We start from the raw sequence: 25,992 nt of genomic DNA on the forward strand, positions 1-25,992 counted from the left end.
GGGGCCGTACATCTGCGGTGGGTGAAGCCCTGCGAGGACGATCGATGATCGTGGCCCGTACCCCGTTGGACCTGGACGAGCTGGTCGAGCACTGGACGCTGCTGAAGGACGAGCAGGGGCTCGTGTCCGGCAAGCACGGTGCGACGCGACTTGGCTTCGCCGTGTTGCTGAAGTTCTACACGCAGTACGGCCGGTTTCCCCGGGGCCGGTTCGAGTTGCCGGGCGAGGCGGTGGAGTTCGTCGCCGGGCAGGTACCGGCTCGCGCAAGAACGCCACGCACACCGCCTTCCGTGAGGTCGGCCCCGTCATCCGCACCGTCCAGCTGCTCCGCTACCTCTCCGACGCCCCGCGGCGCCGACGGGTGACCGCCGCGACGAACAAGGTCGAGGCGTTCAACGGCCTTTCCCAGTGGATTGGCTTCGGCAACGGCGGCGTCATCACCGACAACGACCCCGTCGAGCAGGAGAAGGCCGCGAAGTTCAACGCGCTGCTCACCAACGCGGTTACCTTCCACAACGCCCTGGACATCGCCGAGGTCGTCCGCCAGCTCCAGGAGGAGGGATGGGAGATCGACCCCGAGGACCTGGCCCACGTCTCGCCGTACGTGACCGAGCACATCCGCCGCTTCGGCGAGTACTCCACCCATGAACTCGGCCTCCAGCCCGAGGCATACGACCCGCACCTGGACGTCGACTTCAGCCAGCTCCGCGGTGACGAGCCGCCCACCAGCGACGGCTACGGCCAGGCAGCGCGACCCCGGCTGACCGCAGCGTCCTGGACATGCTTGGTGCCCAAGGCCCGCGCCTGGGTCACCGTGCTGGCCTCGCCGCGGTGGTGGCGCCTGCCCAGGGAGGACCGCGGGCCGCTACCGGTCCGGCGTCGAACTCGGCCTCTGGACCAGCCGCCACGTCCGCAGAAGCGGCCTGTGCCTGTCGTGCTTGGTTCGGCGAGAGCAAGCCCGACATCCGGTTCTGCGACGGCGGCGACTGCCGCAACTTCGCCCGGCTCCTGCACCTCCTCACCGATACCCAGGGACCGAAGTAGACCGCGTCAGGTTCGACCGCGTCGGCCAAAAACACGCGAGCGGCTGGCAAGCAGCCCCAGGTCACCTCCGGAGCAGGACTTTCGGGGCCCCGGACAACTGCCCGGCCTCCGCTCAGCTCTTCCGCTCACTCAGGACGCAGAACTCGTTGCCCTCCGGGTCGCGGAGGGTCACCCAGTGCTGCTCGTCCTGCACGGTGTCGACACGCCGGGCACCGAGGGAGAGCAGCCGGGCGACCTCGGCTTCCTGGTCGTCGGGGCGGAAGTCGGGGTGGAGCCGGTTCTTCGACGTCTTGCCCTCGGGGACAGGCACGAAGAGCAGGCCCGGCATCCGGTCCGGCTCAGGCCGGATCTCGATGATCTCCTCGGATTCGTCGACCACAACCCAGCCGAGAGCCTTGGCCCACCAGCGCCCGAGAGCGACGGGGTCGGCGGAGTCGACGATGATCTGTTCCCACTCCAGTGCCATGGGCCTGAGCATAGACAGGGCCGGCGGCCCACCCCGCGAAGCCGCACAGCAGACCAGGTTCGCCGAAAGCGTCGCAGCCCTCTACTCGAACATCCCCAGAAGCTGCCGCTCCATCAGGACGCCCTTGACTACGGATTAGGTTCGCCGGGTTGGTCGTCGTGGCGGTTGGATGTGCGGTGACGTCCGATCCGACCGCTGGAGGCGCGGTGGCCGAGCCTGTCCGTGTGCGCAGACTGACCGACCAGGAGGGGCAGCGGCTGCAGCAGATCGTGCGCCGGGGCAGCACCAACTCGGTGCGCTATCGGCGCGCGATGATGCTGCTGGCCTCGGCCGGCGGGAATCGGCTGCCGGTGATCGCCCAACTGGTGGCGGCCGACGAGGACACCGTGCGCGATGCGATCCACCGGTTCAACGAGATCGGCCTGGCCTGTCTGGAGCCTCGGTGGGCGGGAGGCCGTCCCCGCCTAATGGGAGCTGCCGGGTCGAGAGACTCGGTGCCGTAGCCGCCAACATCTTCGGGTGCTGGACCGGCATCTGCACCACCTGCCACCATCCCCTCCCCAGCAGGACCCACACGACACCAAGATCGAGACAGACCTAACGGAGTCCTACTAGATGGAGAAACGCTCCTTCGCCAGCAGCGGCCGCACCCGCGAGGCGAAGCCTCCCGAGCGGAAGGGGCGCTGCAGCAGGCCGGGACGCAGTTGCTGCGCGAGCGCGGCGGCGATCATGCCCTGGTCGAGCGCGAGCACGAAGTCGCTGACCCGCCCGGTCCGCACGTTCACGGAGTCACGGAAGCCGTACGTGTCGTCGTACGCGCCGAAGTCCACGTCGAGCGCCTTCAGGTTGTCGATCGCCTCCTCGCGCGCGTGCGGCAGAGCGAGGAAAGAGGCGTGCGGGGTGACGACGCCGAGGGAGTTGTAGCCGTCCTCCTGCATGCCGATGGCATCGACGCCGTACTCGCGATAGCCGCCCTCCGGGATGCTCGCGGGGGAGAAGCCCCAGTAGCCGTACTTCTCCTCGTCCAGGCCGTGCTCGATCTGGCTGCGCACATACCGGTCGTGCGTGAGGCCCCACGCACGCGGGGACCACTCCGGCTCCGGCACGAACAGCGGTACCATCAGCGCCTCGAACATCGACCCGCCCCACGTGGGGACGAGCTTGCGGCCGCGGTACGTGTAGTGGCCCTGCCAGACTCGGATGCCGTCCATGGCGACGTACGAGCCCTCGGGCTCCTGCTCCTGGCCGCTGCCGGGCAGCAGCGTGCGGAACATGTGCCAGTAGTGGTCGGCGGGCAGGCTGCCGTCGGCGATGCCGAGGTAACTGGCCATCCGGGGTTCGGTGTTGAGGGCACCGTAGTGGTGCCCGGTGGGCTCACCCTTGCCCGGCTTGTCGGGCCAGAAGCCACCGCGCAACTGGCCCGGGCCCGCGACCGGGTCGGCCGCGTCGTACGGCGTGTAGTAGTACGACCAGTCGGCGCCGGCGAGCAGCTTCGCGACACGCGGACGCAGGGCCGGGACGGCGTCGGCGGCGATGCGCAGGCCCGTGACGAGCCAGGCGTTGTCGACGGACGAGAGGAACGGGCGGACCGGAGCGCCGCTCTCGGGCCAGGTCGTCAGGACGGAACCGTCGTGCGCGTCGTACCAGTTGAACCAGAACCCGTGCGCCCGCTCCAGCCGCTCAACCGCGGACACAGTACGGGTCAGGCTGCGCTCCATCGCGTTGCGGGAGATTACGCCGAGCCCGCCCGCGGCGGCCGTCGCCCACAGCCCACAGCCGATGTTCGTCGGCGAGGTCTGCACGGACGGGACGGGGCTGCCGGATCCGCTGACGTCGATCTTGTCGGCGACCAGGCCGATGTCGGTCGTCATTGCCTCGATCGAGCGGTACGTCGAGTGGAACCACTTCCGCAGCGGCGGTGTATCAGAGGTAGGAGCGAGACGACGACGCGAGGAGACGGCATCGGCGGTCGGGGCCGGGCCGGAGACTGGAGCGGCATCGGCCGACGGTGCGGCGCCGAGCGCGATGGCGGCGCCGCCGGTGCTTACGGCGGTGAGGAAGGTACGGCGATCCATGAAGGTCCTTCTCCCGAGAGGGCAGGTGTGGAAGGGGATTTCGTGGTGCTCGTGGGAGTGCGGGCGGGGTCGGCGCATATCAGGGATGCGCCGACCCCACCTGGGCGGGCCCGTGGAATCAGGGGCCGCGGGCCCGCGGGGGCCGGGTTCGCGGGGGTCAGGTCCCGCGGACCCGTACGTCACGGGGCGGCGGCGGGGCGTGTGCCGCTCCGGACGGTCGTGGGGTGAGTGCGGCGGCTACTGCGCCGGCACCCACCGGCTGGGGGATCAGACGCGCGGCAGGACCTTCTGGCGGCCCAGATCGCCGAGCCACCGGGCCGCCGGCTTGGGTGTGCGCTCGAAGGTGTCGGGGTCGAAGGAGATCAGGCCGAAGGTCGCCTTGTAGGTGCCCCACTCGTAGTTGTCGAGCGCGCTCCAGGCGAGGTAGCCGCGGACGTCGATGCCGTCTTCGATGCAGGCGGCGACGGCGTCGAGCGCCCCTGTGTAGTAGTCGATGCGGCGCTGCTCGTCACTGGTGGCGATGCCGTTCTCGGTGACGACCAAGGGCGTGTCGGGGCCGATGAGTTTGGCGGTGTGCCGGATTGCGTGTCCGACGGCGGTGGGGTAGTACTCCCACTGCGTCAGCGTCCGCTCGGCGTCGGGCGGCGCCGGGACGGGACCCTCGGGCCCGATCTTCGTCCGGGTGTAGGACTGCACGCCGATCCAGTCGTCGCCGCTGGCCGCCTCGATGAAGACGTCCTCTCGCGGGTGGCGGTAGGCGGCGGTGACGCCCTCGGCGTCGGGCAGCGCCTGGTACACCTGGTTGGCGATCGTCCAGCCCACCTGGATTTCGGAGTTGATGGCGCGCACGGCCTTCACGGCGGCGTGGTGCGCGGCGATGACGGCGTGGGTGGTCTCCTTGTCGGGGAGTGGCAGACCGGCGGGCGGGAAGCCCTGGTCGCCGCGCTTGGCGAGCCCCGCCATCACGGCGATCATGTTCGGCTCGTTGATGGTGCATACGTGGCGCACGCCCTCACCGATGATCGGCGCGCACTCCTCGACGTACCGGGCGAAGAGCTGTACGGCGCCGTCGGCGGTCCAGCCGCCGAAGTCCTCGAACCAGCGGGGGACGGTGAAGTGGTGCAGTGTCACCATCGGCCGTAGGCCACGCGCGATCGCGCCCTCGACCATCCGCCGGTAGTGCGCTATCTCGGCCTTGGAGAAGTGGCCTCGGGCCGGCTCGATGCGTGCCCACTCGACGCTGAAGCGGTAGTCGGTGAAGCCGAGTTCGGCCAGCAGGTCCATGTCCTGCTCCCAGCGGTGGTAGCTGTCGCAGGCGTCGAGGCTCGGCTCCTGGATCCCCGCCGTCGGGTCGTGCTCCTTGCGCCACCAGTCGCTGTTGATGTTGTTGCCCTCGATCTGGTGGGCCGCGGTCGAAGCACCCCACAGGAAGCCGTCGGGGAATGGGGTGGTGCTGCGCGTCATGGTGATGTCCGTCTTTCTACGTCCGTGGGAGGAGCGTGCGCGGGCCGAGAGCTGGGGGCCGGCTCACTTCATGCCGGCGGTGGCGATGCCCTGGGTGAAGTGGCGCTGCAGGAGCGCGAAGACGAGCAGCACGGGCAGGACGACGAGCAGGGAGCCCGCCATCAGCATTCCGTTGCCGCCGCCGACCGTGCGGTTGGGGTCGTTGGCGAAGGTCGCGAGCGCCACCGGCAGCGTGTACTTGTCGGGGTCGTTGGTCGCGATGAGCGGCCAGATGAAGTTGTTCCACGACCCGAGGAACGTGAAGATCGTCAGCGTCGCCAGCGCCGGCCTGACCAGCGGAAGCACGATGCGCCAGAAGATGTACCACTCGCCGGCGCCGTCCATCCGGGCCGCCTCGAGCAGCTCGTCCGGGATGGTCGTCATGAACTGCCGCATCAGGAACACCCCGAAGGCGCCTGCTGCGAACGGCAGGACGAGGCCCATGTAGCTGTCGAGCAGGTTCAGCTCGTTCATCAGGACGTACAGCGGAAGGATCATGAGGTTGCCCGACACCATCAGGGCGGCGAGCACCACTCCGAAGACCTTGGAGCGTGCGGTGAAGTTCAGCTTCGCGAGCGCATAGCCGAGCATCGAGCAGAACAGCAGGTTGCAGCTGGTCACGAGCACCGCGACGATCAGCGAGTTCAGGAAGTACTGCGGCATGTTCAGCTGGTCGAGCAGATCCCGGAAGTTCTGCAGCGTCCAGGCGGAGGGGATCCACACCGGCGGGCTGGCCGTGAGGTCCTTCTTGGTCTTGAAGGCGCTGAGCGCCATCCACAGGAAGGGGGCGGCCATCACCAGCAGGCCCAGCGAGGCGACGACGTAGAGCAGCGGTCGGGGGCCGCGGCCCTGGCGGCGCCGACGGTTCAAGGACGGGCCCGGGACAGGCGCGGTGGCGTGCTGGGCGCTCATTTCGTGGCGTCCCTCATCAGTCGCAACTGCAGCACCGTGATGCCCATGATCACCACGAAGAGGACGTACGCCATGGCACTCGCGTAGCCCATGTTGAAGAAGTTGAAGCCTTCGCGGTACATGTCGAGCGACACGGTCAGCGTGGCGTCGGACGGGCCGCCCTGGGTCATCACGAAGGGCTCCTCGAAGACGTTGAGGTAGCCGATCGTGGTGATGACCGTGGCGTACAGCAGGGTCGGGCGCAGCAGCGGCACTGTGATGCGGCGCAGTTCCTGCCAGGCGTTCGTCCCGTCGAGGCGGGAGGCCTCGCGGACCTCGGTCGGGATGGCCTGCAGACCGGCGATCATCAGGACCATCACCGTGCCGAGGTTGCGCCAGACCGCCATCGCGATCAGGGACGGCATGGCCCAGGTCTCGGAGCCGAGGAAGTCCGGTGTGGAGAAGCCGAGTTCGGCCCCGAGGCCCGCGATCAGACCGTCCGAAGGGTCGAGCACGAACCGCCACACGATCGCCACGGCCACGATCGTGGTGACCACGGGGGCGTAGAAGCCGACGCGGAAGAAGGTGCGCGCCCGGTCGATGCCGTTGTTGAGCAGGATCGCCACGAGCAATCCGAGCCCGATCGTCAGGGGGACCCCGACGACGACGAAGTAGGCCGTGTTGAAGAGGGCCGTGAGGAACTTGTCATCGCCGAAGAGCTGGACGTAGTTGTCGAAGCCGATGAACTTCGCCTCCAGCGGCCTGGTGACGTTGCGCCGGCCGAAGTCGGTGAAGCTCATCAGGAGCGTCGCGACGATCGGGAAGAGCATGAAGACGCCGAACAGCACGAGGAAGGGGGTGGAGAACAGCCAGCCGGCCAGGTTCTGCTTCCCCATGGGGCGCTTCTTGCCGCGCCCCTTGCCGGAACTGGCGCCGGGCCCCAGGGCGTTGGCTGCCCCGGGCCTGGCGGGGGTGGGTGTCGTGGTGGACATGTTCTGCCCTTCGGACCATTGCTTGCGCGATTCGCTCCGCGTGCGCGGGCTTGTGGGGGGTTGCTTCAGGAGGGAACCCGCGAGGGTCACTTCACGAGGCTCTCGATCTCGCCCTGGGCCTTGTCGAGCGCTTCCTTCGCGGAGGACTTGTCCTGGGTAACCGATTCGATGGCCGTGTCGACCTTCGAGGTGATCTCCGTCCACTTCGGCTGGACCGGGGAGACCTTCGCCGACTCCATCTGGGCCTTCCACACCTTCATGTTCGGGTCGGTCGCCAGGTCGCCCGACCTCCAGGCGTTGACGTTGGCAGGGAGGTCCTTGGTGCGCTTGAACCAGTCGGTCTGGCCCTTGGCGTCGGTCAGGTACTGGATGAACTCCTCGGCAGCGGCCTTGTGCTTGCTGTCCGCCGAGATCGTCAGGGCCGAGCCGCCCGCCATGGAAGTGGAGGACTTGTCGGTGGGCACGTTCGCGACGGCCCACTTACCCTTGAGGTCCGGGTAGTTGTCGTCGAGCAGGCCCATGAACCATGGGCCGCCGAAGAACATCGGGACGGAGCCTTTGTTGAAGTCCTTCGTCACGTCGTAGCCGGGACGGACGGACTTCTCGCTGAGGCCCTTCTTGAAGTAACTGTCGTAGTTCTCAAGAGCGTTGACGGCGGCTGGGCTGTTGATGACGGGCTTGCCGTCCTGGGTGACGATCTCGCCGTCGGCCGAGTACAGGAACTGGTAGAAGCTCTGCACGGTGTCCAGGCCGCCCGGCTGAATGGACAGGCCCCACTTGGTTCCGGCCTTCTTCTGGTAGGCCTCGGCGGCCTGCTGCAGCTCGGCCATGGTGGCCGGGGCCTTCTCGACGCCGGCCTTCTTGGCGAGGTCGGTGCGATAGAAGAGCACGCGGGTGTCGACGTACCACGGCACGCCGTAGGTCTCACCGTCGATCGTGCCCTGCTGCCAGCCGGCCGGGAAGAAGTCCTTCTCCTCGAAGGCCTTGGTGTCGACGGGCTCCAGGGCGCCCATGTCCGCGAACTCTGCCATGTAGGTGCTGCCCATCTGCATCACGTCGGGCAGCCGGCCGGCGGCAGCGGCGGCGACCAGCTTCTGGTGCGCGACGTCCCAGCCGATCGGGGTGATCTTGAGCGTTATGTTCGGGTTGGCCTTCTCGTAGACCTTGGCGACGTCGGCGAGCTTCTCGCCCTCGGTGCCCATCGCCCAGACGGTCAGCGTCTGCTTCTTGTTCGCCGCGATGTCGCCGCCGCCGGAACCGCCGCAGGCGGTCAGGGTCAGCGCGGACGCCAGGGTGACGGCGGTCGCGGCGGTGGTGGCGACGCGGTTCATGGGCGGCTCCTCCTCGATGTTCCCGGGATGTACGCGCTGTCTGTAAGCGCATACATCACTCTGTGGCAGCCCCGGCGGATGTGACAAGAGGCGCCGTGGTCACACTCCCGTAACGGGAGTGACATCCGGGAACGTGGTGCCACAGCACGGATACACCGGCAGAGCTCGCGGCCGCCCGCGTATCCGTGCCGACGGTCGCGACAGAAACCAACCGAGATCCGGCGTCGGAGCGCGGTCCGCTGTGCCGGAAGCGGAACGGAGCGTCCGAGTGGGGCCCCGGGCGGGAATCCTGGCGGGGCCGGCCGGGTCCCCCCTTAGGGTCGCGACCATGACGGCTGCCAACGCGGTTCAGCGCTCCTTCCCGCACGACTTCCCGTTCGACCCTGCCTACGGCCGGACCCTTGACGGCCTGCTGCGCGTCCCGGTCCCCAATGCCCCCACGGACTTCGACGCCTTCTGGCGGTCTCGCTACGGCGAGGCCCTACGGGTCGCGCCGGAACCGGAGGCCGGGCAGCTCGTCGAGGAGCGCGACGGAGTGCGGATCCATGAGGTCTTGTACACGTCGGTGGGCGACGTGCGGCTCGGCGGCTGGCTGGTGCTCCCCGCCCCGGGGCCGGTGGAGCACGGTTTCGTCATCGGCCACGGCTATGGCGGGCGTAGCGGGGTCGGGCCCGACGTGCCCCTGCCGTTGCCGAGGTCGGCGGCGATCCTGCCGTGCGTGCGAGGGATGGGGGAGCGGGGCCTGGTGCCCGGCATCCCAACACTGCCGGACCAGCACGTGCTGCACGGGATCGCGTCGCGCGAGACGTACGTGATCGGGGATTGCGTCGCGGATCTGTGGTGCGCGGCGACGGCGTTGCTGGAACTGGTCCCGGAACTGCGGGAGTCGGGGGCCGGACTCGGATACCTGGGAGAGAGCTTCGGAGGCGGCCTCGGAGCGCTGGCGCTGCCGTGGGACGAGCGGTTCGCGGCCGGCCAGCTGACGGTGCCGACGTTCGGGAACCACCCGCTGCGGCTGACACTGGACTGCGTCGGAAGCGGGGCCTCGGTGCGGCGCCATCACGCCGAGCACCCGGCGATCGTGGAGGTGCTGCGGTACTTCGACGCGGCATCGGCAGCGACCCGGGTGCGGGCCCCGGTGCTCGTGGCCCCGGCGCTGTTCGACCCGTCGGTGCCGCCGCCAGGGCAGTTCGCGGTGTTCAACGGGCTGTCGCAGAGCGCGGGGCGGGAGCTGCACGTCCTGGACGCGGGCCATTTCGAATGGCCCGGGAAGGCGGAATCGACGGATCGACTGGCGGCGGCCAAGGGGGAGTTTTTCGGTCGGGTGTTGGCATAGGCCCCGCCGGCTCGTGAACCGGCGTGGCCGGACAGTTCGCGAGCCTCGCTCCGCGTACGGGACCTGCTGATCGCCTCACGCGCAAACAGTCCGACCCTGCGCCCCCGTAGCCACCCCGCTTCCCGATGCGAGCACATCACCTTTGTGTGACCGGGCGCAATTCTGCATAACCTTCCTATGTCCGCAGACCTCACCTCCCTCCCGGCCGGCGAACGCGTCGGCATCGGCTTCTCGGGCAGCCTCGACACGTCGATCGCCACCGCGTGGCCGCGTGACAAGGGCCGAAGCCGGGTCAGGTCATTGTCGGACCCGGGCTGGACCCCGCCGACTCCGGGCTCCGGCAGGGCTGGTCCCGGTCGGCGTCATCGCCCGCGCTCGAACCCGGTCAGGGGCATCGCTCGCACCCGCAACTCGCCCGCCGCACCACAGACACCGGGAGCATCATCGACACCGGCTCCCCGCCTTGCGAGCCGTTGAGCCGACGTACGAGCAGTTCCACCGCCTCCTCGCCCATCCGTCGCATAGGCTGTCGCACCGTCGTCAGTGCCGGCCGCACGAGGCGGCTCAGCGCGATGCCGTCGAAGCCGGTGACAGCCACGTCCTCGGGGACCCGGACACCGCGCCGTTCCAGCGTGTGCAGGGCGCCCACCGCCATCTGGTCATTGGCGAAGAGCAGCGCATCGGGACGTTCGCCGCGCCGGTCCAGCAGTGCGTCGGCGGCCCGCGCGCCTTCCGCCTGCGTCATCATCCGGGCCCGCAGATCCGGCTCGTCGCCCACCTCCACCCCCGCGGCCCGGCACGCCTCGACGTACCCGCGAAAGCGTGCCTCGACGTCCGGCGACTCCTCGGCGGAGCCGACGTAGGCAAGCCGGCGAAGGCCGTGGTCTTCGATGAGGTGGCGGGTCAGTTCGCGCTGGCCGTGGGCGTTGGCGACCTCGACGTGGTCCAGGTGGTCGAGCAGCTCGGACTCGCGCGGCCCGGCGAGCATCACCACCGGCTGCCGGCGCGATATGACTTCCAGCTCCTCGGTCGGCACGGTGCGGGCGAGCACGGCGAAACCGTCTACCCGGCCCGCCACCTTCGCCACCAGGCTCTCCGGCCCGCCCTTCAGGGACGCCGCGATGAGCAGCGCGTACCCGTGGCGGCGCGCGGCGCGCTCCATGCCGCGGATGATCTGATCGGAGTAGAGCATCGCGGCGTTGTCGTCCGCCTCGTCACCAGCGCTGGCCTCCGCCTCGGACTCGGCGTCCGGGTCGGAGTAGTCGGGGAAGCACAGACCGAGGACGCCGGTGGAGCGGCTGGCGAGGCCGCGCGCGTTCCCGCTGGGTACGTAGCCGAGCTCACGGGCCACCGCGAGGACGCGTTCACGGGTCTGCGCGCGGACCGAGCCGGGGTTGCGGTAGACCCGGGACACGGTGGCGATGGAGACGCCGGAGCGCTCGGCGACGTCGTACACCGTGGGGGCTGTGCTCACTGCGTGGGACCCCGAGTCTGTTGAGGCACGGCAGTGCCCTGAAGCGAATGAAAGCGCATTCACCCTAGTTCGGGATATTACTCGTGGGCAAGGCCGGGTCTCCGGGACGGTGCGTTACTGCACCCCGGGGGGCTCCGATCGCGCCAAACGCGACGAGGGCGACGGCCTTGTGCGGGCGCTGCCTCTCTGCCATGGGGTCAGCGTCGGGTTGGCTGCGCGGCGGCTGTACCGCTCGAAAAGTCGTCGTCACAGGTGGCATCGGTTACGGTTCATTGGCTTACAGCATGTCCCAGTCGTACAAGGTGGCCGGAAGTTGCTCTCCCTGCCCTCGTTGCTGCGGCGGCCAGGCATTCGGCGCCTCTTCCAGGCAGAGGAACCAGCCCAGCGAGGCCCTGTCCGCGGGGCCGCCCCTGTGCAAGTCGAACAAGGACATCCGGCAGTCGATCCGCCTCAACATCAATGTCTTCTCCCTCTGGGACAACGGCACCGTGTCCGTGGCCAAGGTCGGCAGTCTCAATGTCAAGTGGTCCCACCGGCTGCCGCTCGCGCCCACGTCCCTGACCGTCACCACGTGCGGCGCGTGCGGCTGTGCACAACCGTGACCACAGCGCAGCCCGCAACGTCCTCTTCGAAGCACGCCGTATCGTCGCCGCCGGACGGGCGGAAACGCCAAACGCCTCGTGGAGCACCGGTAAGACCAGGACGAAAGTCCCGGCACAGCGCGTTGAAGCAGGGAGCCCTCGGAAGGGTCGGACGGCCCAGGCCGGAATCCCTGGACTTCAAACCGGGGAGGACGTCAACCTCTTCGCAGAGCGCTGCTCTGTGCTGCCTGTCCCTGGGCCGACCGCCGGCTCAACTCGAGTGAGGCCGGGCCAGGCCGTGGTCGTAGGTGAAGATCACCGCCTGGATGCGGTCGCGAGCGCCGATCTTGGACAGGACGCGGCCGACATGGGTTTTCACCGTTGATTCGGACACTACGAAGTGGGCGGCGATCTCGCCGTTGGTCCAGCCCTTGCCGATGGCCACGAGGATCTCGCGTTCGCGGTCGGTGAGGGACGCCAGTCTCGGGTCCTCGGCGGAGCCGTCGGCACGGGGTGGCACGAGTTGGGCGAATTCGTGCAGCAGGCGGCGGGTGAGAGCGGGCGCGATCACGGCGTCCCCCGCGGCGACGGCGCGGATGCCCGCGAGGAGTTCCTCGGGACGTGCGTCCTTGAGCAGGAAGCCGCTGGCTCCGGCGCGCAGGGCCGCATGAACGTACTCGTCGAGGTCGAAAGTGGTCAGGACAAGCACCCGGGAACGGCCGCCGGCGGCGACGATACGACGCGTGGCCTCGATACCGTCCATGCCCGGCATCCGTACGTCCATGAGGACGACGTCGGGGCGCAGCTCGGCGGCCTTGCGCACGGCCTCGGCTCCGTGCGCGGCCTCGCCGACCACCTCCGTCTCGGGCAGCGAGTCGAGGAGCATGCGGAAGCCGTACCGCTGCAGCGGCTGGTCGTCCACGACGAGCACGGAGGTCACCGGGTGACACCGTCCTCGGAAGTCAGGTCGAGCGCGGCCCGCACCCTCCATCCCGGGCCGACGGGACCCGCGCTGACGTGCCCGCCGTAGAGAGCCGCTCGTTCTCGCATGCCCATCAGGCCGTGTCCTTCCTTTTCCGCCGTGCCGGCGCGCTTGGCCGGAGCGGGCGGGCCGGAGTCCTGGACGGTGATCGTCAGCCGGGTGTCTTCCACCACGATCGCCAGGTTCGCACGGGCGCCGGCGCCGGCATGCTTCAGGGTGTTCGTCAGGGCCTCCTGCACGATGCGGTAGACCGTGAGCTGCACCCCGCTGTCGAGGACGTCGACGTCGCCTGCGGTGCGATAGACGACCTCCAGGCCGGCGGCGCGCACCCCCTCGCACAGTGTGTCGATGTCGGTGAGGCCGGGCTGCGGGCTCAGTTCGGGCTCGCCCCGCGGGCCGTCCGCCTCGCGCAGGACGCCGAGCACGCGTCGCACTTCGCTCAGTGCCTGGCGACCGGTGTCGCCGATGAGGTGCAGGGCTTCTTTGCCCCGCTCCGGAGCGGCGTCGGTGGCATAGGCGCCGGCGTCGGCGAGCGTGATGATGACGGACAGGTTATGTCCGACGATATCGTGCATCTCGCGGGCCACGCGTGTCCGTTCGGCCGCGACGGCGAGCCTGCCACGCTGGTCGCGTTCGATCTCCAGCTGGGCCGCACGGTCCCGCAGCCCGGCCAGCTGAGCCCGCCGGATGCGAATCATCAGACCGAGCGCGAGGGCCGCGGTCGCCGTGCTGAGGAGGAAGAAGAGCGCGTCCCAGACCGACACTGCCGCCGACACCCGCGCCGCGACCAGACCCAGCGCCCCCGTCATGACCGCACAGGCCCACGGCAGTTGCCGCAGCCGCCCATGCAGGGCCAGGCTGTACAGGGCGACGAAGAGGGCGATGTCCGCACGGAGTGCGGTACCCAGGGACCACTGGAGGACGAACACGGCCGTGATGGCGCCGAAGGCCACGGCGGGCGCCCACCGCCGCCACAGGAGTGGCAGCACCAGGCCCGCCTGCAGAGCCAGCATGCCGACCACGGGCAGCCGGGTGAAGGTCATTCGGAAGCGGCGCGGGGCGTCACCGTCCTCGCCGCCCAGCGTGTGCAGCAGGTCCGGCAGACAGAACAGCAGGAACACCAGGACCACCACCGCGGCATCCAGCACCCACGGACGTGCCCGGTCGGCGCGCCGCAGCCGCTGGCCAGCCCGGCCGAGCCGGGCGACCAGCGGCCCCATTGCGCCGAGGTCGTCGGTGATCATGGTCATGGAGTTCACCGGACCTTGACATTTCACCCCAACTGAGGCGGGGGGATTCAACCCTCACGGGTTGATCTTTCTGTTTCATCGACAGCAGCCGATCCGAACCAACGGCGAGGACTGGTGCACCTGTCATCGGTCTTGCACCAGCTCCACAGACCTGACATTCCGCCAGCCCGGCAATAGGCCCGATCAGCTTGGTTTTCGCGGACCGGGCGCCCGAAACCTATCACCAGACCGGTGGGCCGTGGGTGGTCGACGGCGAATCGCCCCGATGGGGCGATTCGTCTTGCCCTGCTCCGCAGGGGTCCGATTCCTCCCCGCGAGCGGGCGGTACTCTCACCCCGTTTTGAACGAAGGAGTTGCCTCGCAGGAGACCAGGTGATGCGGTGCCAGTTCTCAGACGTCGCTGCGCACCAGCCGGTACGCCGCCCCGGCCAGCGCCAGTGCCGTCCAGCCGAGGAAGACCACGAGCCCGGCGACGGGCGACAGGGTGGTCGAGTCGTGGGTCAGGGCGAAGATCGACTCACCGGCGTGACTCGGGAGGTAGGGGTCGATGTCGCCCTGCCACGCGGAGGGCAGCAGGGAGATCAGCCCGGGTACGAGCATGAGGGCCGCCACCAGGACCGAGATGCCACCGGCCACGGACCGCAGCAGCGCGCCCAGGGCGGTGCCGAGCACCCCGACCAGGCCCAGGTAGAGCCCGGCACCCAGCAGGCTGCGTACGACGCCGGCCTGACCCAGGCTCATGGCGGCGGGCGTGCCGGACACGATCTGGTTGCCGACGAGGAAGGCGACGAAGGAGCCGGCGGTGGCGATCACCAGCGCGACCACCCCGTACACAGCGGCCTTGGACCACAGCACGGGCAGCCTGCGTGGCACCGCGGCCAGGGTCGAGCGGATCATGCCGGTGGAGTACTCGCCCGCCGCGACCAGCACGCCGAGCACGCCGAGAGCCAACTGTGCGAAGTTCGTGCCGAAGAGGGACAGGCTCACGGCCGTCGCGGAGCCGAAGCGGTCCATGGGCCGGCCAGAATCGATTCCGGACTTGTAGCGGCTCGCGGCGATGACGCCGAAGGCAACGAGGAAGAGCAGGCCCAGGCCGAGGGTGATCCAGGTGGAGCGCAGGGACCAGAGTTTCGCCCACTCCGAGGCCAGCACGCGCGGTCCGGTCACCCGATAGGTGGGCCGGGCGGGCGTGGACCGGGCGGTCTCGGGGGTTTCGGAGGGTGCCATCAGGGTGCTCATGCCGCGCTCCCGGAGGTGCCGGTGGCGATCGTGGTGCCGGTACCGGTCGTGGCGCCGTGGTACTCGACGGCTTCCCTGGTCAGTTCCATGAAGGCCTCCTCGAGCGACACCGCTTTCGTTGCCAGCTCGAACAGGGGGATCCCGTGCTCGGCCGCCTTCAGCCCGATCTCGCGGGCGGTCATCCCGGTGACCTGGAGTTCCTCGGAGCCGACGCGGCCGGTGATCTCCACGCCGGGCCCGGCCAGCACGTCCCGCAGCTTCGACGGATCCTGTGTCGCCACCTTTACAGTGTCGCCGCCGGCCTCGCGGACCAGGTTCCGTACGGTCGTGTCGGCGAGCAGCCGGCCCCGGCCGACGATGATCAGGTGATCCGCGACCAGCGCGACCTCGCTCATCAGGTGCGAGGAGACGAACACGGTGCGGCCCTCGGCTGCGAGCGCCGTCAGCAGATTGCGGATCCACAGGACGCCCTCGGGGTCGAGGCCGTTGACGGGCTCGTCCAGCATCACCGTCTGCGGATCGCCCAGCAGCGCGGCGGCGATGCCGAGCCGCTGCCCCATGCCGAGTGAGAAGGCGCCGGCCCGCTTCTTGGCGACGCTGCCGAGACCGGCGAGTTCGATGACCTCGTCGACCCGGCGGCGCGGAATGCCGTGGGTCAGCGCGAGCGCCCGGAGGTGGTTGTAGGCCGAGCGACCCGGGTGGATCGACTTCGCCTCCAGCAGCGCCCCGACCTCCTGGAGCGGCGCCTGGTGGCGGGCGTAGTGCCTGCCGTTCACCGTGACGGAGCCGCTGGTCGGCGCGTCCAGCCCGACGATCATGCGCATCGTCGTGGACTTGCCGGCCCCGTTGGGCCCGAGGAAGCCGGTCACCGTACCGGGCTTCACGGTGAAGTCCAGACCGTCGACGGCTGTTTTCTCCCCGTACCTCTTGGTGAGCTGCTGTGCGTCGATCATTCGCGTTCCCTCTTTCCGACTGCGGCGTCCGGCACGCCTGACGCCTCCTCCGCAACGTTAGGACCGCGATGCCCCGGATCCGGTGGTACCGAGGACTGAAGAGTGCCGGGCGGGTGGTACCGGGGTACTACGACCCAGCCCTTGGCGGCGCATGTCCTGCCGCTGCGCCGTATCGAGGACTCGGAGGCCGACCTCAGGATCATGACCACGGACGCCTGTGACCGGCGCGGGGTGCTCCTCGCCCGTGGCGCTGCAGTACCTGCGCTGTTGGCCGGCGTTGCCGTCCCCGGCTTCTATCCTTCGGTGGAGATCGATGGCTTCCATCTCATCGACGGGGCCGTGGCCAACGGAACGACCCTTGAGCATGCGATCGAGATCTGCGCGGATGAGCTCTACGTCCTGGCGCCGGGCCTTTCCTGTCACCTTCCCGCTCCACCCTCCACCGTTTTGGCCATGGCGATCCACGCGCACGACCTGCTGGAGACACAACGCATGGCCGCCTCCATTGCGAAGGCGCGTCCCCACGTGGAGGTATATGTACTTCCGTCACCGAGTCCGGTCGAAATCCTTCCCATCGACGGCAGACGGCGCAACTCTTGGATGCGGCCACTGACTCAACCAGTCGATGGCTTGGCAACCGTCGTTCGAGTGACCCCGGTATCACACGCCCCCAGAATCCACCGCCTTCCCAATGTGATCGTTTGGTTCGGGGTGCGGCGTGGCTGTCACGCACGAGGTGCCGCCAGTCGTCCATCGCATAGGCCGGCAACCTGAACCCATCCTGCGGAAGGCCCCGCAAGATCGCCCGCTAAGCCGGTTGATCACGCGCCACCACACAGTGGGGCACACTGGCGGCGCCCTCCTGCAAAAGGGGCATCGCCCACGCCAACGACAACTTCGTAGCCCTCGATCACCGTCAGTTCGCCCGGGACAGGTCACGCAGGCGCTGCCGGATTTCTGTGACATCGAGCCGGTTGAAGCCGGGGACGGGCAGGTCCTCCTGGCGGGTCATCGCACCCTGCACCTTCTCGGCCACACGGGTGGAGGCAGGTATCTCCCGCTGGGTTCCCCCAGCCGTGCCCCTCACGCGTCTGGTGACCCTTTGGAGCCCTGCTCGCAGCCGGGCCACGGCCACCCGCACCTTGCGCAGGATCGCCCGCAGTAGCGAAGGAGTTCTTCTTCCGCCTCCGCCTGATTCACCTGAGATCACCATCGTCCGGGCAGCGCCGACCGGGAGGTGGAAGCCCTCTGCGACGTCCGGGGAGACGGGCAGGAGCCCGATGTCGTCGACGATGATCAGGCCCGAGCGATTGATCTTCACGTGGTCCCGGGCGAGCGAGTCGTTCGCGCGGTGGCGCCGGTCCGACGCCCCGAGATCGATGGACAGAAGATCACCGGGGTGTCGTTCTGGGACTCTTGATCGGACGGGCTCCGATTCCGTCCTGGGTCGGACCGCGCATCGTCGGTGACTGCGAGCGAATGGAAGCCATCACCTCCACGAGTTGTTCGCGTGGCAGACAGACGCCGTGCGCGGCTCCCGCCGAAGTCGCCCGCGTCCACCGTTGCTCGGCGTCTCCAGGTCTCAGGCGAGCCGGCCCGCAACGGCCAGCACCACAGCGGCGGCAACGGTCACCGTTGAGCACATGACCATCACGGTCCGGCCCGGCACCTGCAGAGTTGTCGACCAGTTCCGGCGGGCTTTTCTGGGGCCACCTGGCGATCCGTTCAGTGAGTGGGTAGCAGGCGCCGTGGGAGTTGCGGGCCTCGATGACGCCATCGGTGTGGAGCAGGAGGAGATCGTCCGCCTGGAGGGCGAAGGTGTCCACGAAGGTACTCGGGGCTGAAACATTTCGCACAGGCCGAGCGGAGGCGCGGGCCGGGCGGCGCGGAGCCCGGTGACCTGCCGCTCGTGCCGTATCAGAGGGGGCGGATGCCCGCAGGTGACCATCTAAACCTTGGGGTTCTTGTCGGGAACGTCAAGCACTGCCGCAGTGATGAAGCCCTCCCCGGCCTCTCCCCCCTCCGCGGGCTGGGCCAGATTCACGCACACGCTCTGCTCCAGGTGGGCCATGAGTTCGGGCAGCTCTGCGCGCCGGTGAGCGGCCTCCCGAAAGGCACCGAGCAGAAGGGCGGCATCGCCGATAGCGGTCAGCCCTTTGCCCATGACATCGCCGATGATCAGCCGGGTACCGGAAGGCGTCCGGACGGCCGCATACAGGTCCCCGCCGATTAGCGCATTCTCCTCGGCAGCCAGACAGGCGGAAGCTACCTGCAGCGGGCCGATACGGTGCGGCAGAGGCCGCAGGACCGCGCGCTGTGCGACCTCGGACACCGTCCGTCCCTGCGCCAGCTCTTGGATGTGCCGGGCTCGCAGGTAGCAGAGCCCGGTAACGAGCACCGTGACCGCTACCAAGGCAAGAACCTGCGCAAGGAACGCCATGTCCAGGATGCCGAGTGCCACGCCGGCACCGACCTGGGCCGCCACGGCGATGGCGCCTACCGCCCCAGTAAGGAGAGGCCCGCCAGGCGGTCATCGTGGGTGCCACAATCAGCAGCGGTCCTGGTGGGAGGTTGGGCGGGGTCAGGATATCGGCGATCAGGATGGCGACGATCAGCCCGAGCGGGATTGCCAGAACTGCGTCGCTGGCCTGCCAGGACCCGCCATGGCGGCGAAACCGGGTCTGCAGTCGCATGCTTTCACCCTCTACAGATCCAGGCCGGTCCGCACGGTGCCGCCGCCGGGGCGGCAGCCAATCGCGATGAGTGCCGTGGTCCTCACCTGCGGTGAGGACCACGGGCGATCACCAGTAGTGGCGTCGTCCGCCGACGGCGTGTCCGAGTGCTCCGAGGAGCCACAGGACGGCACCGATCACCAGCAGCACGATCCCGATGGTCCACAGGATGGAGATGCCGAAAACGAAACCGAGGATGAGGAGGATGACTCCGAGGGCAATCACCAGGGTCTCCGATCTTCCAGGACGAGGAGTACCGTCCATATGCCCGGTTGGTTGCGGTATAGGCATATTTCGCGCGGAACCCGCGGACCGCCCACGCGTGTGGTCTGGTGGCGGCACATGCTCCTCTGACCACGCTGGCGCTTCCTTACGCACAGCGCGCTGCGCGCTGGTACTACCTGGGGCCCGCTGTCAAACGGTCAACTTCCTGCGCGGATGCACGTGCTTCTTCCTCGGCCCGAGCAAGTGCGCCGTAGCGGCCGCCCGGCGCCGTTTCTCGGCTTCCTGCTGTTCTTGGTCGGCTCGGCGGACCTCGCGGGCCTGCCGCAGTTGCTGCTCGGCAGCGGCCGCTTGCTGCCGGGCATTGCCTGCCTCCCGCGGCAACGCGTCGTCCGCTTGTTCAGGCTGCTTCTCGCGCAGATGGTGTGTGGCCGCCTCGGCTGCCTATCTGGCGTGAGCGAGGTGCTCCTTCCGCTCGCGGCGCTGCGCGGCGAGCTCATTCCATACCCCCGCCCGCGCCGATGACGGAGCAACCGTGGCAGACGCCCCGGCCGCGCATCTTCGACGGTGCACCGGCCGCCGGTGCAGTGCGGGACGGGAAGCCGCACGGCGTGGTGAGGACGGCCTCCAGGCGGCCAGCGGCCCACTGGCTGGCTGGCTGCGTCCGGGTCCGCGAGCACGTCCCGCAGCGCGGACTCGACGTCCTGCTGCGCTGTGTCCGACAGTCGCGGGCAAGCTGGGCAGCCCCCGGGACACGGTGGAGGCGATGCTCCGTCAGAAAGCTCTTTGATTTCGTCGGCATCCTCGGACTCCATCGACCCCGGCCGGGCCCCACGCACCTCGGCTCCGCCGCCCCCGCGGCGCGCTGGCGCGTGCCCCTGGCCCCTGGGGCTCACGGCGCAGCGACTTTGAGGAACCGCTGCGCGGAAACCCGAGGGCCTGTCCGACGTACAGCAGCCTCGGAGGACGTACTGAAGGCATGCGCGATGTTCAGGATGGATCCGATCGGGTGAGCGGTGTCGGACCGGGTCCCACATGGTGTCCCGACGGGGGATCAGTGTCTGCAGGCTGGGACAGACCTGACCCTGACAGCACAAGCGAGAGGCGGATGGACGATGGGCCATGGCGGCAATGTGATCGAGGAACTGATGGCCGACCACCGGGAAGTCGAAGAGATCTTTGGCAGGATCCAATCCACGACCGGCCAAGGGCAGGAACTACGTAGTCTCGTGGACGAGGTCACCATCGAACTGGTGCGGCACTCCGTCGCCGAGGAGCAGTACCTGTACCCGACAGTTCGCGAGCGTGTCGAGGACGGCGACAGGATCGCGGACAAGGAGATCGCGGATCATGGCCGTGTCGAACAACTCCTCAAGCAGTTGGAGAGGATCAACGCCGATGACCCCCAGATGAGCGCGCTGCTGCAGCAGCTCATGGAGGAGGTCGCCGCCCACGTCGAGGATGAGGAGAACAACCTCTTCCCACTGCTGCGTCAGGCGTGTTCCTCCGAGATGCTCGATGATCTCGGGGAGAAGGTCCGGCGAGCCAAAGCCATGGCCCCGACCCGCCCGCATCCGGCAGCCCCGGACACTCCGCCCGCGAATAAGCTCCTCGCACCGGGCGCCGGCCTGGTCGACCGGGCCCGCGATTTCGTCACTGGCCGCGGCAAGTCCTGACGGCCCTCCCGCACCCGCCGCCGGGCAGCGGTGGGATGGGGCACTGGGGGCTGGACCGCAGGTTCGGTGCGGCCCCCAGTGCGCAGGGGGCGGCCATGACGTGGGTCATGCACGCGGCCCGCCGCAGCCGCTTACGCTGGTCCGCCACGAGCGGGGCAGCGCGAGTCCGCAAAACCAGCTCACCGGACCGTTCAGCCGGGCAGAGCGAGCACGCTCTACAGGGACCGATCGCCATGCCCACCGATCTGACATCCGTCATAGCCGCCTCAGCTCGCGCTTCAAAACCGGGGGCCGGACCCTGTCCCTGCAACCCTGCGAGCTGCAAGAAGCCCTCGACTACGCCCGGGCCCAGCAGGCCGACGAGCAGTGGCGAGCCAAGTACGCCACCCGAGCCGACATCGAGGGACCCATCAACCAAGCCGTCGCGGTCATCGGCATCAGAGGTGCCCGCTACCACGGCCTACACGAGACCCACCTCGAACACGGAAAAGCCACCCCCTCGACCGCACCCGAACCAGCCCGCCCGACTTGACCTCGACCGCTGCGTGATCCCGGATAAGTCAGCAGGATCCCTCTGAGGGCCGAGAACAGGAAGCGGCGGCCGCGTACCCGTCGTTAGTTGGCGACAGTTCCGCCACTGCCCCACGGCCGGTTTGCGAGACGGGATATCCGAGGGCGCCGGGCGAGCGGAGCGCCCACGACGGGCCCGGCCACAGCGCGGCGTCAGCTGCTCCCCACAGTCACTCACGGGCAGTACGATCTCCGCAGGGACGTGTCCTCACACCCACGGCCATGAAGATCGACAGCGCCACCACCAGAAGCAGGACCAGGGCAAACACCACGAGATCGTTGCCGTTTCACTGGGTGGGGTGGAGGACGCCTGCGGGGGCCGGAGTCGGTGGATTCCGGGGCCGGGGGAGTGCGGGTCTGGACCTCACGCGTGCGTCGCGTCCGGGGTGGCGTGATCGGCGATCCAGCGGTCGACGCGGGCCCACTGGGCGAGCAGCCACTCGCTGCGGGCCTCGTCGCCCGGCGGGACGCGCCTTGCGGGTATGCGCCACCAGTACACCCGCACGCTGTCGCGTAGCGGCAGGCGGCTCCAAGCGGTGCGTGCCGAGTGGACGACGTCGAGGCCGGTGTGGGCGACGAAGACCACGTCGGCCGTGGGCGCGGCGGCGATCGCGGCGAGGGCACCGGCGTCCTGCGGCGGCAGGACATGGTGCATTTGTTCTGCGCGGGACGCCCGGCGCGGCAACCCCCGGCGCCGCAGCGAGGCGATCGCGTGGCGGCGGCGGCGCGGTGTGAAGTTGCCGCCCTCCGGAAAAATCACGAGTGCGTCACCCGGGCCCAGCCCGGCCGCCAGGCCCCCGATCGCGTCCTCGGCCCGGCCGCCGAACGGCGGAAGGAAGCAGTGGGGGACCCGACCGATGAGGACGTCGAGAGCGGGATCGGCGCGTAGCGCCCGCTTCAGGACCGTATGGGGGCGCAGTCCGACCTGGCTGAGCAATGTCTGAAGCAACAGGAAGGAGTCGCCGACCCCGGCGTGCCGTACGAAGACCAGGACCGGCGCCGCCGCGTTTCCGGTCCCGCTTGGCGGCGGGGGCGTCACCTCTAGCCGTAGCCAGAAGACCCGCTCGCCCGCACGTCGTAGCAGCCGCAGCAGCCTCTCCAGCACGGCGAATGCATCCGCGGCGCGCCGCTCCTGGCGGTCCCGCCTGTCGGGCAGCCGCCGCGCCCACAGAACGGCGGCGGCCACCAGCCCGGCCAAATCCATCAGGAGGTACACCAGGGCGAAGCCGGTGATCCGAACCGGCCTCCAGGGGCCGCGCGTGGCGAGCGAGACCGGCGCGCAGAACACGCCCGCGGCGACGAGGAGCGCGGCCACCATGGGGACGAGGACGACCAGCAGCGCGGTGGTGGTCGTGCGGCGCAGCCCGGTGACCACAGCACCGGTCAGCCGCGCCGGGCGTATTCGGGGCACACCGGCATCGGTCATGGCGCGCCGTCGGGTGCACTGAGAGCCGTCTCGAGGTACCGGGCGGTGGCCGCGTAGGCACGCTCGATGCGCTCGGCAGTCCGGCCGAAGCTGCGGTACCGCAGCTGCCGCAGAGTGGCTGTGCCCTCCTCGGGGCCCGAGCCCGAAGGCAGCACGCGGACCGTAACGCCGGGCGGCAGGTCCGCCATGTCGCGGGCGAACCGGTGTCTGCGAGCGATCTCGAACGCCACCAGCGCCACCTGCCAGGGAGCCCGCGGCGGGGAAAGGGCTCGCTCGACACGGCCGACTTGCAGGACGTAGACCTCGGTCGCGCCGAGGGCCACTGCGCGGCCGACGGGGATGCTGTTGACCAAGCCGCCGTCGACGAAGTGCTCGCCATCGAGCCGGACGGGCGGCAGGAGCCCGGGCACTGCGCACGAGGCGAGCACCGCGTCCACCAGCGGCCCGGCGGCGAACCAGTGCTCGGCAGCCCGTTCGATGTTCGCCGCGACGCACTGGAACGGCAGGGCCAAACCCTCGATATGAGTCACCGGAAGGTGGGAGGAGAGCAATTCCCGCAGCGGCGTCGGGTGGTACAGGTGAGTGCCACTGCGCACAGCGGTGCCCAGCCGCCCGAGCAGCGACCCGGAGAACACGCCGGCACGCCCAAGGCCGGTCCACAGGTCAGCGAGCTGGGCCACCGACGCCCGCGACGGCTCGGCCGCGACGGCGGCGCCGTTGATCGCGCCAACCGAGGTGCCGACGACGAGGTCCGGGTGCACGGCGGCGGCGAAGAGCGCCTTGAGCATGCCAACCTCGTAGGCGCCGAGCGCTCCGCCGCCGCCCAGCACGAAGGCACGGGTCGGGGGGCGGGTGAGCCGGCTGTCCTCCATAGCCGAAGAGTGCCCCGACACGGCGCCGCCATAGCGGGGCTGTCGGGACTCACAGGGGCGGTCCGCGGGAAAGGACGGGGGTGCTCCGCCGGAGGTCGCGGGTACCCGGGCGCCATGGCCAACTATCACGGAGGACCCGAGCTGCCTCCCGACCGGGGGCCGGTCTCCGCGGCTGTGACGGCGTACCTGCGGGGCACGGGTCCGCTTCCCCGCGCCGAGGATGCCTGCGGCGCGGCGCCGTACGGCGACGATCTCCAGCTGGCTCTGTACGTCTGCTACGAGCTGCACTACCGCGGTTTCGCGGAGGTCGCCGCCCGGCACGAGTGGGACCCCGGCCTGCTGGGGGTCCGCTCGGCTCTGGAGCACCGCTTCCTGGCCGCCCTGCGCGCCGACACCCCCGGGCACGAAAGCCTCGACGACGCGCTCGCCGACCTCCTCGTCGAGCCGGTCGAGGGCACGGGTGTCAGCCACTACCTGCGGGACGAGGGCAGTCTGTGGCAGTTGCGCGAGTACGCGGCACAGCGCTCCCTGTATCACCTCAAGGAAGCCGACCCGCACGCCTGGGTGTTGCCGCGCCTGTGGGGCCGGGCCAAGGCGGCGATGGCGGCTGTGGAGTTCGACGAGTGGGGCGGCGGCCGTGCCGAGCGCGTGCATGCCCGGCTGTTCGCCGACCTGATGCGGGACCTGGGCCTGGACACGACGTACGGCCGCTATCTGGACGCGGCCTCGGCGGAGGCCTTGGCGACGGTGAACCTGATGTCCCTGTTCGGCCTGCACCGCGAGCTGCGGGGCGCCCTGGTGGGCCATTTCGCCGCAGTCGAGATCACCTCCTCCCCCGGCTCCCGCCGACTGGCCGAGGCCATGCGCCGCACGGGCGCCGGGCCGGCCGCGCGGTTCTTCTACGACGAGCACGTGGAGGCGGACGCGGTGCACGAGCAGGTTGTACGCCACGACGTCATCGGCGGGCTGCTGGCCGAGGAACCGCATCTGGCGTCCGACGTGGCTTTCGGCATCGACGCGACCGGACATGTGGAGGACCGCTTCGGCGGACGGCTGCTCACCGATTGGCGGGTCGGCCGGTCGTCGCTACGGACACCCCTCACGGTGCAAATGGCTGGTATTTCCTGATTGCCGGGGTACCCGCCGCATGTGAACGCACTGCTGCTTCCGGGCGTCTACGCCCCGCAGGACGACACCGCGCTGCTGGTCGAAGCCCTGTCCGACGAACCGTGGGAACCGGGCGCGCGGGTCCTCGACGTGGGCACCGGGAGCGGCGCGCTGGCGCTGGTGGCCGCCCGGCGGGGCGCCGAGGTGACCGCGGTGGACGTTTCCTGGCGCGCGGTGTGGACCGCCCGGCTCAACTCCCGGCTCAGCCGGCTTCCGGTCAGCATCCACCACGGGAACCTCTTCGGCCCGGTGCGCGGACGGTCGTTCGACGTGGTCCTGGCCAACCCGCCGTACGTTCCGGCCCCCGACGGCCGACGCGGGCCGCGCGGCAGGCACCGTGCCTGGGACGCGGGGCACGACGGACGGCTCGTCCTGGACCGGATCTGCCGGGACGCACCCCGGCTGCTGCGGCCCGGGGGCGTGCTGCTCATCGTGCACTCCACGCTGAGCGGCCCCGACCGCACCCTGCACCGGCTGCGCGCGACCGGACTGAAGGCCGTGGTGGTGCGCCGCCGCTGGATCGCCTTCGGTCCCGTATTGCGTTCGCGGCGCGGCTGGCTGCGCGAGCGCGGTCTGCTGTCCGCGGACGAAGCGGCCGACGAGATGGAAGAGCTGGTGGTCATCCGTGCCGAACGTCCCCTCTGACGACCCGGGCGGCAGTCCGAGCACCTCCGCGGGCGGTCTGCGCCCCGACCCGCCCCGCCGGGTCACGATGCAGCGCCGCGGTCCGATCCTGGTCGACGGCCCGGTCGAGGTGGAGCTCGAGGACGGAAGCACCGTCTTCTCGGACCGCTTCCGCGTAGCCCTGTGCACCTGCCGCCGCAGCCACCGCTACCCGTGGTGCGACACCAGCCATCGAGACAGGGCGTAGCGAGCGGCCGCGATGGCCGTATGTGGCGGGACCACGGGCCATCGCACCGGTCGAGGCGATGAGAGGGCGCATGAGCGAGGTGCTTTGAAGAGACAGCCCGTCACCGCCAGATCTTCGCAAACAATGACAAACCGATGATCATCGTACGCAGTGTCCGCTACCGCCCGAGGCCATCCGGCCCCCTAGCCTTGCCCGCATCCTGCTCGGGTTCAGCCTGTCGGGTCGTGTTGGTCAGCGCTGTGTACTAGTGCCGCATCAGGCAACGTTCGCCCTGTTGACGACCTTGCGGAGGCGTTCGTCGGCAGCGTGCTTGTTTCGCCAGATGATGTAGCGGCGGAT

26 protein-coding genes and 4 pseudogenes are annotated in these 25,992 nt (G+C 69.5%); 12 read left to right on the forward strand and 18 right to left on the reverse strand.

Annotation, left to right across the window (positions count from 1 at the left end; genetic code table 11):
- The first annotated feature begins 44 nt into the window (after nucleotides 1–44).
- The gene (locus ACWC91_RS33900; protein WP_450641130.1) at nucleotides 45–365 is read left to right on the forward strand and encodes a DUF4158 domain-containing protein; all 321 of its coding nucleotides are present in this window, start codon (nucleotides 45–47) and stop codon (nucleotides 363–365) included.
- A pseudogene (locus ACWC91_RS33905) lies at nucleotides 302–577 on the forward strand (Tn3 family transposase); the annotation flags it as partial. The gene ACWC91_RS33900 and the pseudogene ACWC91_RS33905, both read left to right, overlap by 64 nt.
- 579 nt (nucleotides 578–1,156) lie before the next feature.
- Here the strand turns inward: ACWC91_RS33905 and ACWC91_RS33910 are convergent.
- Nucleotides 1,157–1,510 (reverse strand): VOC family protein, encoded by a 354-nt coding sequence (locus ACWC91_RS33910; protein ID WP_450641129.1) that lies wholly within the window; start codon nucleotides 1,508–1,510, stop codon nucleotides 1,157–1,159.
- 206 nt (nucleotides 1,511–1,716) lie between these two features.
- Between ACWC91_RS33910 and ACWC91_RS33915 the strand changes: the two are divergent.
- A pseudogene (locus tag ACWC91_RS33915) lies at nucleotides 1,717–1,974 on the forward strand (helix-turn-helix domain-containing protein); the annotation flags it as partial.
- Nucleotides 1,975–2,121: 147 nt separating this feature from the next.
- Here the strand turns inward: ACWC91_RS33915 and ACWC91_RS33920 are convergent.
- From ACWC91_RS33920 to ACWC91_RS33940, 5 genes are all read right to left on the reverse strand, one after another.
- The gene (locus ACWC91_RS33920) at nucleotides 2,122–3,585 is read right to left on the reverse strand and encodes a glucoamylase family protein (protein WP_450641127.1); all 1,464 of its coding nucleotides are present in this window, start codon (nucleotides 3,583–3,585) and stop codon (nucleotides 2,122–2,124) included.
- A gap of 267 nt (nucleotides 3,586–3,852) precedes the next feature.
- Nucleotides 3,853–5,049, reverse strand: coding sequence for a glycoside hydrolase family 1 protein (locus tag ACWC91_RS33925; protein WP_225080743.1), 1,197 nt, complete (start codon nucleotides 5,047–5,049; stop codon nucleotides 3,853–3,855).
- Between the two features lie 63 nt (nucleotides 5,050–5,112).
- Complete coding sequence (locus ACWC91_RS33930) at nucleotides 5,113–6,000, reverse strand: carbohydrate ABC transporter permease (protein ID WP_450641125.1); 888 nt, start codon at nucleotides 5,998–6,000, stop codon at nucleotides 5,113–5,115.
- Nucleotides 5,997–6,971 carry a carbohydrate ABC transporter permease gene (locus ACWC91_RS33935; RefSeq protein ID WP_450641123.1) on the reverse strand — a complete coding sequence of 325 codons (975 nt, stop codon included), beginning with the start codon at nucleotides 6,969–6,971 and terminating at the stop codon, nucleotides 5,997–5,999. Before ACWC91_RS33935 ends, ACWC91_RS33930 begins: the two co-directional genes overlap by 4 nt.
- An 86-nt stretch (nucleotides 6,972–7,057) precedes the next feature.
- The gene (locus tag ACWC91_RS33940) at nucleotides 7,058–8,302 is read right to left on the reverse strand and encodes a sugar ABC transporter substrate-binding protein (protein WP_450641122.1); all 1,245 of its coding nucleotides are present in this window, start codon (nucleotides 8,300–8,302) and stop codon (nucleotides 7,058–7,060) included.
- Between the two features lie 328 nt (nucleotides 8,303–8,630).
- On the opposite strand from ACWC91_RS33940, the gene ACWC91_RS33945 reads away from it, so the two are divergent.
- On the forward strand, nucleotides 8,631–9,638 hold the full coding sequence (locus tag ACWC91_RS33945; protein WP_376505485.1) for an acetylxylan esterase: 1,008 nt from the start codon (nucleotides 8,631–8,633) through the stop codon (nucleotides 9,636–9,638).
- A 385-nt stretch (nucleotides 9,639–10,023) separates the two neighbouring features.
- Here ACWC91_RS33945 and ACWC91_RS33950 read toward each other — a convergent pair whose 3' ends face one another.
- On the reverse strand, nucleotides 10,024–11,112 hold the full coding sequence (locus tag ACWC91_RS33950) for a LacI family DNA-binding transcriptional regulator (RefSeq protein ID WP_376505483.1): 1,089 nt from the start codon (nucleotides 11,110–11,112) through the stop codon (nucleotides 10,024–10,026).
- Nucleotides 11,113–11,396: 284 nt separating this feature from the next.
- Between ACWC91_RS33950 and ACWC91_RS33955 the strand changes: the two genes are divergently transcribed.
- The gene (locus ACWC91_RS33955) at nucleotides 11,397–11,714 is read left to right on the forward strand and encodes a hypothetical protein (protein WP_450641120.1); all 318 of its coding nucleotides are present in this window, start codon (nucleotides 11,397–11,399) and stop codon (nucleotides 11,712–11,714) included.
- Nucleotides 11,715–11,964: 250 nt separating this feature from the next.
- Here ACWC91_RS33955 and ACWC91_RS33960 read toward each other — a convergent pair whose 3' ends face one another.
- From ACWC91_RS33960 to ACWC91_RS33975, 4 genes are all read right to left on the reverse strand, one after another.
- On the reverse strand, nucleotides 11,965–12,633 hold the full coding sequence (locus tag ACWC91_RS33960; RefSeq protein ID WP_450641118.1) for a response regulator: 669 nt from the start codon (nucleotides 12,631–12,633) through the stop codon (nucleotides 11,965–11,967).
- Nucleotides 12,630–13,925, reverse strand: a complete 1,296-nt coding sequence (locus ACWC91_RS33965; RefSeq protein ID WP_450641116.1) for a histidine kinase — start codon at nucleotides 13,923–13,925, stop codon at nucleotides 12,630–12,632. Before ACWC91_RS33965 ends, ACWC91_RS33960 begins: the two co-directional genes overlap by 4 nt.
- Before the next feature lie 390 nt (nucleotides 13,926–14,315).
- Nucleotides 14,316–15,164: an ABC transporter permease gene (locus tag ACWC91_RS33970; RefSeq protein WP_450641114.1), complete on the reverse strand. Its 849-nt coding sequence runs from the start codon at nucleotides 15,162–15,164 to the stop codon at nucleotides 14,316–14,318.
- Nucleotides 15,161–16,117, reverse strand: coding sequence for an ABC transporter ATP-binding protein (locus ACWC91_RS33975; RefSeq protein ID WP_225080733.1), 957 nt, complete (start codon nucleotides 16,115–16,117; stop codon nucleotides 15,161–15,163). The genes ACWC91_RS33970 and ACWC91_RS33975 overlap by 4 nt, the downstream gene beginning before the upstream one ends.
- A gap of 141 nt (nucleotides 16,118–16,258) precedes the next feature.
- Between ACWC91_RS33975 and ACWC91_RS33980 the strand changes: the two genes are divergently transcribed.
- On the forward strand, nucleotides 16,259–16,891 hold the full coding sequence (locus ACWC91_RS33980; RefSeq protein ID WP_450641112.1) for a patatin-like phospholipase family protein: 633 nt from the start codon (nucleotides 16,259–16,261) through the stop codon (nucleotides 16,889–16,891).
- 445 nt (nucleotides 16,892–17,336) lie between these two features.
- Here ACWC91_RS33980 and ACWC91_RS33985 read toward each other — a convergent pair.
- The 4 genes and pseudogenes from ACWC91_RS33985 to ACWC91_RS34000 form a co-directional block, all read right to left on the reverse strand.
- Nucleotides 17,337–17,495, reverse strand: a pseudogene (locus ACWC91_RS33985) (ATP-binding protein); the annotation flags it as partial.
- Between the two features lie 13 nt (nucleotides 17,496–17,508).
- Nucleotides 17,509–17,973: a SpoIIE family protein phosphatase gene (locus tag ACWC91_RS33990; protein ID WP_450726164.1), complete on the reverse strand. Its 465-nt coding sequence runs from the start codon at nucleotides 17,971–17,973 to the stop codon at nucleotides 17,509–17,511.
- 92 nt (nucleotides 17,974–18,065) lie between these two features.
- Entirely contained in the window at nucleotides 18,066–18,602 is a 537-nt protein-coding gene (locus ACWC91_RS33995) for a PP2C family protein-serine/threonine phosphatase (protein ID WP_376505472.1), read from the reverse strand.
- 316 nt (nucleotides 18,603–18,918) lie between these two features.
- A complete protein-coding gene (locus ACWC91_RS34000) occupies nucleotides 18,919–19,074 on the reverse strand; it encodes a DUF6131 family protein (protein ID WP_225080732.1) in 156 nt (51 codons plus the stop codon).
- 213 nt (nucleotides 19,075–19,287) lie between these two features.
- Here ACWC91_RS34000 and ACWC91_RS34005 point away from each other — a divergent pair, with 213 nt between their 5' ends.
- The 3 genes from ACWC91_RS34005 (at nucleotide 19,288) to ACWC91_RS34015 (ending at nucleotide 21,279) form a co-directional block, all read left to right on the forward strand.
- Complete coding sequence (locus ACWC91_RS34005; protein ID WP_450641108.1) at nucleotides 19,288–19,596, forward strand: hypothetical protein; 309 nt, start codon at nucleotides 19,288–19,290, stop codon at nucleotides 19,594–19,596.
- 590 nt (nucleotides 19,597–20,186) lie between these two features.
- Nucleotides 20,187–20,747 carry a hemerythrin domain-containing protein gene (locus ACWC91_RS34010; RefSeq protein WP_225080731.1) on the forward strand — a complete coding sequence of 187 codons (561 nt, stop codon included), beginning with the start codon at nucleotides 20,187–20,189 and terminating at the stop codon, nucleotides 20,745–20,747.
- A gap of 100 nt (nucleotides 20,748–20,847) precedes the next feature.
- Nucleotides 20,848–21,279 (forward strand): transposase, encoded by a 432-nt coding sequence (locus tag ACWC91_RS34015; RefSeq protein ID WP_450641106.1) that lies wholly within the window; start codon nucleotides 20,848–20,850, stop codon nucleotides 21,277–21,279.
- A gap of 402 nt (nucleotides 21,280–21,681) precedes the next feature.
- Here ACWC91_RS34015 and ACWC91_RS34020 read toward each other — a convergent pair whose 3' ends face one another.
- Both ACWC91_RS34020 and ACWC91_RS34025 read right to left on the reverse strand, forming a co-directional pair.
- Nucleotides 21,682–22,743: a lysophospholipid acyltransferase family protein gene (locus ACWC91_RS34020; RefSeq protein WP_263638835.1), complete on the reverse strand. Its 1,062-nt coding sequence runs from the start codon at nucleotides 22,741–22,743 to the stop codon at nucleotides 21,682–21,684.
- Nucleotides 22,740–23,615: a patatin-like phospholipase family protein gene (locus ACWC91_RS34025; RefSeq protein WP_450726166.1), complete on the reverse strand. Its 876-nt coding sequence runs from the start codon at nucleotides 23,613–23,615 to the stop codon at nucleotides 22,740–22,742. The genes ACWC91_RS34020 and ACWC91_RS34025 overlap by 4 nt, the downstream gene beginning before the upstream one ends.
- A 114-nt stretch (nucleotides 23,616–23,729) precedes the next feature.
- Between ACWC91_RS34025 and ACWC91_RS34030 the strand changes: the two genes are divergently transcribed.
- Genes ACWC91_RS34030 through ACWC91_RS34040 form a run of 3 tightly spaced genes read left to right on the forward strand, consistent with a single transcriptional unit; the run spans nucleotide 23,730 to nucleotide 25,653 of the window.
- Nucleotides 23,730–24,743, forward strand: a complete 1,014-nt coding sequence (locus ACWC91_RS34030; RefSeq protein ID WP_450645032.1) for an iron-containing redox enzyme family protein — start codon at nucleotides 23,730–23,732, stop codon at nucleotides 24,741–24,743.
- Nucleotides 24,744–24,764: 21 nt separating this feature from the next.
- Nucleotides 24,765–25,427: a HemK2/MTQ2 family protein methyltransferase gene (locus ACWC91_RS34035; protein WP_225080727.1), complete on the forward strand. Its 663-nt coding sequence runs from the start codon at nucleotides 24,765–24,767 to the stop codon at nucleotides 25,425–25,427.
- Nucleotides 25,408–25,653: a CDGSH iron-sulfur domain-containing protein gene (locus tag ACWC91_RS34040; RefSeq protein WP_450645035.1), complete on the forward strand. Its 246-nt coding sequence runs from the start codon at nucleotides 25,408–25,410 to the stop codon at nucleotides 25,651–25,653. Before ACWC91_RS34035 ends, ACWC91_RS34040 begins: the two co-directional genes overlap by 20 nt.
- A 255-nt stretch (nucleotides 25,654–25,908) precedes the next feature.
- Here the strand turns inward: ACWC91_RS34040 and ACWC91_RS34045 are convergent.
- A pseudogene (locus tag ACWC91_RS34045) lies at nucleotides 25,909–25,992 on the reverse strand (transposase); the annotation flags it as partial.

This window comes from Streptomyces sp. NPDC001204 (genome assembly GCF_053598035.1).